This is a genomic window from Acinetobacter sichuanensis (assembly GCF_003024515.2).
Lineage (GTDB): Bacteria > Pseudomonadota > Gammaproteobacteria > Pseudomonadales > Moraxellaceae > Acinetobacter > Acinetobacter sichuanensis.
On record NZ_PYIX02000171.1, the window covers coordinates 1 to 1,006 of the forward strand.

General features: G+C 36.7%; 1 protein-coding gene and 1 tRNA gene. Both read right to left on the reverse strand.

The genetic code is table 11. The annotated features are described in order from the left end of the window. A partial coding sequence (locus tag C9E89_RS24225) for a beta-sandwich lipoprotein (protein ID WP_456151164.1) occupies positions 1-168 on the reverse strand: 168 nt, incomplete at its 3' end. 178 nt (positions 169-346) lie between these two features. Then, positions 347-419, reverse strand: a tRNA-Arg gene (locus C9E89_RS22805). Positions 420-1,006 lie beyond the last annotated feature (587 nt).

The following is a 1,006-nucleotide window of genomic DNA, read 5'->3' on the forward strand; positions in this document are numbered from 1 at the left end:
TGTTAAAATGTATTCACCAGTAATCCCATTGTAGAAAACCACACGGCGATCCAGTTCAAAGTTATCCGCGGCATAAGATAAATTCTTAGATGCAACTTGAGCATCACGAGAACAACCGGCTATTGCTACTGCACACATTAAACCAACAGCTAAAAAACGTTTTTTCATAATAGGCACCAATCAATAGGCAAAATAAAACCCCACTAAAAAGCAGGGTTAAAAATAGAAATATTTCTCAAACTTGGTCGAAAAAATAGAAATTTTAAAGGTTTCGAATTCGATAGGTTTAAAAGGGCACGAAATCGATCCAATTAAAATGGTGTGATTACACCTAATTAGAATATAGCACGCCATACAGGATTCGAACCTGTGACCATCCACTTAGAAGGCGGATGCTCTATCCACTGAGCTAATGGCGCGTTAAAAGACCTACTATACGCATGACGTATAGCAGGTCAGTAGTGTGCTTTAGGGCTGACTTATGTGTTAAGAGCTTGCCAATTCTCAAGTAGTACTCACCTTTTACAACTAGATGTTTGCTTGTGCTCGACCACATACAAGCGGATGTGTAATGAGGGATTATCTTTACCCTTGTCTAACCCTTTACGCCCTTATGGTGTGCTGAGTGAAAAACTCAATGCCAAAGGCTGAGGCAACAAAAAAGCCCACTAAAAAGTGAGCTCCACTCGTCTATTCCGAGCTGTCAACAAATTCGCAATTAAAACCATAATTGAGAATAATTATCATATTAAATTAAAAAATAATTATTTTCAATAGCTTATAATTAACAAAAACAGGTATATAAATTCTAATAAAAAAATGCCCGCTACGTTAGAGAGATGAGCGGGCATATAAACTCTTAATAAAAAATACTCACTCTTTAGCACTATCCCTAAAGCAAGTATATAAACTTTTTAAATTCAGTACCCGTCTTTCCGGGCTGTCAATCTTGCATTACTATCATTTAACTGACAATGCTAAGTGAATTACTATAACTTCGTCCACT